The sequence below is a fragment of the Nocardioides sp. genome (genome assembly GCF_036374615.1).
GTDB lineage: Bacteria > Actinomycetota > Actinomycetes > Propionibacteriales > Nocardioidaceae > Nocardioides.
Genome location: NZ_DASUTK010000119.1, coordinates 21,024 through 28,388 on the forward strand (window position 1 = coordinate 21,024; position 7,365 = coordinate 28,388).

Below are 7,365 nucleotides of genomic sequence, written 5' to 3' on the forward strand. Positions count from 1 at the left end.
CCCGCGCGGGGTGATGGACAGGCACAATCGGGCGCATGCCGCTGGGCCGCCTCGGAACGCTCGTCCTCGCCGTCACGCTCGCGATCGGTGCCGCGCCGGCGCAGGGGGCGGCAGCGGTCCCGGCACCGACGCTTCTGAGCGTGCAGGCCGAACCGCGCTACGCCGACCTCGAGACGCCCGTGGTCGTGACACTGGTCCAGCAGCAGGACGACGCCCCCGTCGCAGCCGCCGAGGTCCTGTTGGAACGCCGCGTCAACGGGTCGTGGACGACCGTGAAGACGCTGGTGACCGACAGCGTCGGCCGGGCGCGCGTCGACCAGACCGTCGCACGGGACGCCGAGGACAACGTGTTCCGGGCGACATACGACGGCGACGAGCTGCACGAAGCCGCGCGGAGTGGTCGGTACCGCGCTCCGATGAAGCGTCGCGAGGGAGTGGTGTCGGTCGGCGGACCGGACCGGGTCGTGGACGAGCAGGCGGTGCAGATCCGCGTCCGCTGGCGCACGCGCACCGGCATCGCCGTCCCCGGCCGGGTGCAGCTGTGGCGTCGTAACGGCAGCGACGCCTGGAAGAAGTTCCGCCGCGTGCGCACGGGTGGTGACGGAGTCGCGTCCGTCGAGGTCACGCCACGCCAGGACACGCGGTGGCGGGCCACGGCTCCTGGTCTCGACTGGGTGAGCGGGGACCGCAGCCGTGTCCACCGGATCGACAACCTCCCGCCGGGGAAGCGCGTGCGACTGCCGGCCCGCGCCCCGCGGCCGCGGGTGAGGCTGCCCCGCCAGGACCGGGCGACGGGCGAAGAGGCAAACCCGACGGTGACCCGGATCCCGCGCCGGATCTGGCGGCAGATGACCGGTCGGTCATGGCACCGCGGCTGCCCGGTCGGACGCGGCGGGCTACGGCTGCTGCGCATCAACTACTGGGGCTACGACGGCTACCGGTATCGCGGAGAGCTGGTCGCTCGCGCCGACGCGGTCGACAACATGCGCGGCGCGCTGGTCGCGATGTACGCCAGCGGGCTGCCGATCCGGTCGATGTACCGGGTCGACCGGTTCGGCTGGTCGAAGCGGGTCCAGGGTGCCGACGACTACAAGTCGATGGCAGCCGGTAACACCTCGGCGTTCAACTGTCGCGACGTGGTCGGAAGGCCGGGCGTCCGCTCGCCCCACTCCTACGGCCGGTCGCTCGACCTCAACACCTGGGAGAACCCGTACCGGTCCTCCCACGGCTGGGTGCCCAACGCATGGTGGCCCAGCCGGTCGCACGCGCGGGTCGCCTGGCGGTCGCGGGAGCACGCGGTGGTCCAGATCATGCTCGCGCACGGGTTCCGCTGGACCTACGGCACGGGGGACGCCCAGCACTTCGACGTACCGGCAGGCAACGGCCGGGTGATCGTGCCGCGCGCGTGCGGCACGACCGTCTGCCACTGACCTGGGCCGGGACGGCTCCCGTCGACGTGCCGGACCTCTGACACTCGCGCACTACGATGCTGGCCGTGGCTGCGAGCGGTACGACGCCCTGCGTCTTCTGCGCGATCGTGGCGGGGGAGACGCCCGCCCACACCGCCCACGAGGACGACGACTACGTCGTCTTCCTCGACCGGCGGCCGGTGTTCAAGGGTCACGTCCTCCTCGTGCCGCGGCAGCACTTCGAGACCCTCCCCGACCTGCCCGCCGGCATGCGTGACGGCTTCCTCGCGCTGGCCCAGCGGCTGGCCACGGCGATGAAGGATGCGCTCGCCGCCCAGGGCAGCTTCGTGGCGGTGAACAACACGGTGAGCCAGTCGGTGCCCCACCTCCACCTGCACGTCGTCCCGCGGACCAAGGGCGACGGGCTGCGCGGCTTCTTCTGGCCGCGCACCAAGTACGCCGACGAGGAGGAGGCGGCCGACTACGCCGCCCGGATCCGGGCGTCCCTGCACGATCCGTGAGCTTCTGCGCCTAGGGTGAGCCCCATGTCTCGGTCCTCACGCGTGCACCGCGCCGTCGTCCCGGTGCTCCTGGCCGCCGTCCTCGCCCTCGCGGGGTGCGGCTCCGACGAGCAGGCTCAGGGTTCCGGTGACGGCGACGGCAGCAGCGCGAGCGCCGCCAACGAGGTGAGCGCCGCCGGAGTCGCGTTCGAGGCGCCCGAAGGCTGGAAGTCCCTCGATCCCAACGACGCCGAGATCCCGAAGTCCGAGAAGGCGAACCTCGCGGAGGGCCTGGGTCTCACCCCGGAGCAGCTCGACCAGACGATCAGCGGCGTCGACCTGTTCCTCGTCGACGGCGACGGCCCGCAGGACGGCTTCCTCTCGAACATCAACGTCCTGGCCCAGCAGGGAGCGCTCCCCGACGACGCCGCGCTCGAGAGCCAGTTCGCCGCGATCGGCGCCGAGGTGCTCGAGGTCAGCCACTCCGAGACCGGAGCCGGCGACGCCGCCGTCGTCGAGTACACGCTGCCGGTCGCGGACCGGACCATCGAGGGCGTCTCGTACCTGGTCGACCTGGGCGAGGAGATCGTGACGGTCACGGTCAGCACCCCCGACCGGGGCGAGTCCGACGAGATCGGCGACACCGTCGGCGACACCCTCACCACAGCGTCCTGACCCGGCCGCGGCCCGGTGCCACGCGCGTTCTAGAGTGGCCGGTCGTCACATGCACCAGCCACGAACGTCAGGAGACACCATGGGCCGATTCGACGGACGCGTCGCGGTGGTCACCGGCGCCGCGCGGGGCATCGGGTTCGGCATCGCCCAGCGGTTCGCGCACGAGGGCGCCCGGGTCGCGGTCATCGACCTCGACGAGTCAGCCGCGAAGAAGGCGGCCGCCGCGCTGCCCGGCGCGGACAAGCCGAAGACGAGTCACCTCGGCATCGGGTGCGACGTCAGCGACACCGCCAGCGTCGAGCCCGCGATCGAGCGCGTGGTCAGCGAGCTCGGCGGAGTCCACATCCTGGTGAACAACGCGGGCATCACCCGCGACAACCTGCTCTTCAAGATGACCGACGAGGACTGGGACCTGGTCATCGGCGTACACCTGCGCGGCGCCTTCCTCATGACCCGGGCTGCCCAGAAGCACTTCGTGGCCCAGAAGTACGGGAAGATCCTCAACCTCTCGAGCGTCTCGGCGCTCGGCAACCGGGGCCAGGCCAACTACTCGGCGGCCAAGATGGGCATCCAGGGGCTCACCCGCACGCTGGGCATCGAGCTGGGCCCCTTCGGGATCAACGCGAACGCGGTCGCTCCCGGTTTCATCGCCACGGACATGACCGACGACACGGCCCGTCGTCTCGGGATCCCGGTCGAGGACTTCCGCAAGATGAACGCCGAGTCCAACCCGGTCCGCCGGGTCGGTACGCCGGCGGACATCGCGGCCGCGGCCACGTTCCTGTGCAGTGACGAGGCGTCGTACATCACCGGCCAGACGCTGTACGTCGACGGCGGAGCCCGGCTCGACTGAGCCGGTCGGGTCGATTTGGCCCACGATTTCTCGTGTGGTTCAGTCGACTATTGCCGGGCGCGCCTTCCCCACCCGCAACCGGCCACCACGGACACTTGAGCCCGCACGAACGTGAACCACTGATCGGAGCTGTCATGCGCCTCACTCGCGCGCACCGAACCCTGACCACCACCGCAGCCCTGCTCACCGCGAGCCTGGTGCTCGCCGCCTGCGGCGGCGACGAGGAGACGCCGGCGCAGGAGGGCCCTGAGGCCCAGGAGATCGCCGGCGGCTCGACGCTGGGGCAGACCTGGCCGCTGACCGGCCTCGACGTCGAGGGGGACGACAGCTCCGCGCAGGCCCACCCGGTGATGGTCACCAAGATCGACAACACGGCCTCCAGCGCCCCGCAGCAGGGGCTCGGCTCGGCCGACCTGATCGTCGAGGAGCTCGTCGAGGGCGGCATGACCCGGCTCGCGGTGTTCTTCTACTCGGAGATCCCCGGAACCGTCGGCCCGGTCCGCTCGATGCGGGCCAGCGACATCGGGATCGTGTCGCCGGTCGACGCGCAGGTGGTGACCAGCGGTGCGGCTCCAGTCACCATCAACCGGGTCAGCAGCGCCGGCATCAAGTTCTACGGCGAGGGGGCCCCCGGCTTCTCGCGGGCCGGCGACCGCAGCGCGCCGTACAACCTGATGGCCGACCTGTCCGAGCTGGTCGACACGTTCAAGGAGCGCGAGGAGGCGCGTCCCGACGACTACCTCCCGTGGGGCGACGCCGACGCGGCCCTGCCGAAGGGCAAGAAGGCCTCCACGCTGGCGGCGAACTTCGGCAACCACGTGACCAACTGGACCTTCAAGGACGGCCAGTACGTCAACCAGAACTCCTACGCCGCCGACGACGACCAGTTCCCGGCAGACTCGGTGCTCGTGCTGCGCGTCCCGGTCGGTGACGCCGGCTACACCGACCCCGCCGGCAACCCGGTCCCCGAGACCAAGCTCGACGGCACAGGCAAGGCGTTCCTCTTCCACGACGGCCGGGTCGTCACGGCGACGTGGAGCAAGAAGGGCCTCGACCAGCCGCTGTCGCTGGAGACCAAGAAGGGCACCCTCGAGGTCCCGGCTGGTCACGTGTGGATCGAGCTGGTGCCCGCGCAGGCTGGTGGCGTCACCTTCAAGTAGGGGTGGTGGGGCCGCCGGTCCGGCTGACGACATCGCGCCGACGAAGATCCTCGAGAAGGTGTCCACTCGGCCAGGCGCGGTGGGCCCTTCGCGAGTTTGCTTGACGTCAAGCAAGACTCGCGCGCTTCCTTCGGGGCGATGGCAGGGTCAGGCGCGCGCGGAGCCCCCGGCTCAGTCGGCCCGGCCGTCGTCAACGTCGACGCCGGCCTCCAGCTGCATCCGCATGCCGGCCAGGATGAAACCGATCGCAGCCTCCACGCGGGCTGCGGCCGCGTTCGGGTCCTGACTGGTGGAGACCCATTCGCCGGCCGACGACATCGCCCCGAAGAAGATCCTGGAGAAGGTGTCCACCATCGCGTCGTCGAGCTCCGGTCCGCCCGCCTGCAGGACCGAGCTGACGATCTCGAGCACGGTGGCGAACGTGGAGCGCTCCGCCTGCTCCCGGAACCTGGTCCAGCCGAGCACGGCAGGGCCTTCCAGGATCACGACCCGGCGGTACGTCGGCTGCTGGACGACCCCGAGGAAGGCCCGGAGCCCGGCGAGCGCCTTCTCCCACGGGTCAGCATGCCCTTCCACCGCGTCCGTCACGGCCTTCGCCGCCGCCGCTTCCACCCGCTCGAAGACCGCCTCGAACAGGGCCTGCTTGCCGCTGAAGTGGTGGTAGAGGGCGCCCTTGGTCACCTCGGCGCCAGCCACGATCGCGTCGAGGGAAGTGGCGGAGTAGCCGTGCTCGGTGAAGAGCTCCTCACCCATGTCGATCAGTGCGGCCCGGGTCGCAGCGGAGTACTGCTGGCGACGGGAGGGGCCTACGCGGGGCACCAGCTTGGACACCGTGGCCTTGGTCATTCGGCCGAGTCTAGGGCGGCCCGATGCCGCCCGTGACGCGCGTCACTCAGCGGCTGTTGCATACCCTTGGTATGTTTGCGTACTGTGAGTACGTACCAACGGTATGTGAGCCACCTGTGAAGGAGCAGACCATGACCTGGACCAGCTTCCGCGGCCGCGGTGAGATCCTCCGCGACGTGACCGTCGTCGCAGACGCCCGCGCCGACGGCACGCTCCCGTGGGACGTCGAGGGCGTGGCCTGTGCGTTCGCCGACCAGCTCGACCTGCTCGGCGCCCTGCAGCTGCGCTGGCACACCCGGCTGGCGGGGCGGATCGAGCGCGAGCTGAGCAACCAGCCGCTGGGCCTCGAGCAGGCCGTGATCACGGCATGGCGGGCCACCGCCCGCGAGTTGCCAGGTGTCCGCGCGATCATCGACCGGCACCGCGAGCGGCCGCTGGATCCGGAGATGGCCCAGGCAATGACCGTGGCTACCAGCAAGGAGCACGAGCTGCTCGCCGTGATGGCGGGTCGCGCGGCGCTCGGCGATCCGGCGGCGGCCCGGGTCGGCGCCGAGATCGAGGATCGCGCCCGAGCGGGCGTGGCGCTGGCGGCCTGAGATCGCCCCCGCTGGACCACCTGGACCGGCGGGCTGCAGCGTGAAGGGGCGTCGGTCATGATGGAGACATGTCAGACGCGACGCCGCAGCCGGGCATGTTGCTGGTCGCGACACCGCAGCTGATCGACCCGAACTTCGCCGACACCGTCGTGCTGCTGCTCGACGTCGACGACGACGGAGCTCTCGGCGTGGTGCTCAACCGGCCGAGCCCGGTGTCGGTGAGCGAGGTCCTCGCCGGCTGGAGCGACGTCGTCGCCGAGCCCGAGGTGCTCTTCCAAGGGGGTCCCGTCAGTCCCGACGGCGCCCTCGCGATCGGCTGGCTGAGCGACGCCGACGACGTACCGGTCGGCTTCCGCGAGGTGTCCGGCCCACTCGGCGTCGTCGACCTCGACACTCCCGTGGAGCTGATCGACGGCTCGCTGTCCGGGATGCGGATCTTCGCCGGGTACGCGGGCTGGGGCGCCCAGCAGCTCGACGGCGAGATCGAGGAGGGCAGCTGGTACGTCGTGCCCGGTACGCCGACCGACGTCTTCCGTGAGGACCCGGCCACGCTCTGGCGCGACGTCCTGCGCCGGCAGCCCGGCGAGCTTGCGTGGCACTCCACTCGGCCCGTCGATCCTGAACTGAACTAGCCGTTGAACTAGAGTGAAGGCACCATGAGCTTCCTCGGATTCGGGCGCGGCACCGACACGATCGAGGACCGTCGTACGGTCCCGACGGACGAGGGCGACCACGAGCGCTTCTCCCACTACGTCGACAAGCACAAGCTCACCGAGGCGATGGTCATGGGCACCCCCGTCGTCGCCCTGTGCGGCAAGGTCTGGGTGCCGAGTCGGGCGCCCGAGAAGTTCCCGGTGTGCCCGACCTGCAAGGAGATCTGGGAACAGATGAAACCCGGCGGCGACGGCGACGGGGGAGGGGACTCCTCCGAGTGACGGGACGGCTCGAGCCGGTCCCCCTCTCACCGGCCTGGCCGGATCGGGCGGCCTGGGGGACGGCGACGTCGCTGCGCGCCTGGCAGACGGCGGCGATGCACGACTACGTCGGCCGCGCGCCGCGTGACTACCTCGCCGTGGCCACCCCGGGCGCGGGCAAGACGACGTTCGCCCTCTCGGTCGCGGCCGAGCTCCTCGGCCGACGGATCGTCGACCGGATCACCGTGGTGGCTCCCACCGAGCACCTCAAGAACCAGTGGGCCGAGGCCGCCGCCCGCGCCGGCATCCCGCTCGACCCGACGTACAGCGCGGGCCAGGGGCGGACGTCACAGGACTTCGTCGGGATCGCCGTCACGTACGCCGGCGTGGCGGTCAACCCGCTCGCGCTGCG

The 7,365-nt window shown here is 71.0% G+C and carries 10 protein-coding genes; 9 read left to right on the top strand and 1 reads right to left on the bottom strand.

Annotated elements, in window-relative coordinates; all coding sequences use genetic code 11:
* The first annotated feature begins 35 nt into the window (after positions 1-35).
* The 5 genes from VFZ39_RS09735 to VFZ39_RS09755 all read left to right on the top strand — a co-directional run bounded on the left by VFZ39_RS09735 (position 36) and on the right by VFZ39_RS09755 (position 4,597).
* Positions 36-1,430, top strand: a complete 1,395-nt coding sequence (locus VFZ39_RS09735) for a M15 family metallopeptidase (RefSeq protein WP_330865545.1) — start codon at positions 36-38, stop codon at positions 1,428-1,430.
* A 65-nt stretch (positions 1,431-1,495) separates the two neighbouring features.
* On the top strand, positions 1,496-1,930 hold the full coding sequence (locus VFZ39_RS09740; protein ID WP_330865546.1) for an HIT family protein: 435 nt from the start codon (positions 1,496-1,498) through the stop codon (positions 1,928-1,930).
* 24 nt (positions 1,931-1,954) lie between these two features.
* Positions 1,955-2,584: a hypothetical protein gene (locus VFZ39_RS09745; RefSeq protein WP_330865547.1), complete on the top strand. Its 630-nt coding sequence runs from the start codon at positions 1,955-1,957 to the stop codon at positions 2,582-2,584.
* Positions 2,585-2,663: 79 nt separating this feature from the next.
* Positions 2,664-3,437, top strand: a complete 774-nt coding sequence (locus tag VFZ39_RS09750; protein WP_330865548.1) for a 3-oxoacyl-ACP reductase FabG — start codon at positions 2,664-2,666, stop codon at positions 3,435-3,437.
* Between the two features lie 134 nt (positions 3,438-3,571).
* Positions 3,572-4,597 (top strand): DUF3048 domain-containing protein, encoded by a 1,026-nt coding sequence (locus VFZ39_RS09755; protein WP_330865549.1) that lies wholly within the window; start codon positions 3,572-3,574, stop codon positions 4,595-4,597.
* Positions 4,598-4,768: 171 nt separating this feature from the next.
* Here the strand turns inward: VFZ39_RS09755 and VFZ39_RS09760 are convergent, their stop codons facing one another.
* On the bottom strand, positions 4,769-5,443 hold the full coding sequence (locus VFZ39_RS09760; protein WP_330865550.1) for a TetR/AcrR family transcriptional regulator: 675 nt from the start codon (positions 5,441-5,443) through the stop codon (positions 4,769-4,771).
* Between the two features lie 131 nt (positions 5,444-5,574).
* On the opposite strand from VFZ39_RS09760, the gene VFZ39_RS09765 reads away from it, so the two are divergent.
* From VFZ39_RS09765 to VFZ39_RS09780, 4 genes are all read left to right on the top strand, one after another.
* Positions 5,575-6,039, top strand: coding sequence for a hypothetical protein (locus tag VFZ39_RS09765; protein WP_330865551.1), 465 nt, complete (start codon positions 5,575-5,577; stop codon positions 6,037-6,039).
* Between the two features lie 68 nt (positions 6,040-6,107).
* Positions 6,108-6,671, top strand: a complete 564-nt coding sequence (locus tag VFZ39_RS09770; RefSeq protein WP_330865552.1) for a YqgE/AlgH family protein — start codon at positions 6,108-6,110, stop codon at positions 6,669-6,671.
* A 24-nt stretch (positions 6,672-6,695) separates the two neighbouring features.
* Positions 6,696-6,974, top strand: coding sequence for a DUF3039 domain-containing protein (locus VFZ39_RS09775; protein ID WP_330865553.1), 279 nt, complete (start codon positions 6,696-6,698; stop codon positions 6,972-6,974).
* Positions 6,971-7,365 (top strand): DEAD/DEAH box helicase (locus VFZ39_RS09780; protein WP_330865554.1); only part of this gene is annotated, 395 nt, incomplete at its 3' end. The genes VFZ39_RS09775 and VFZ39_RS09780, both read left to right, overlap by 4 nt.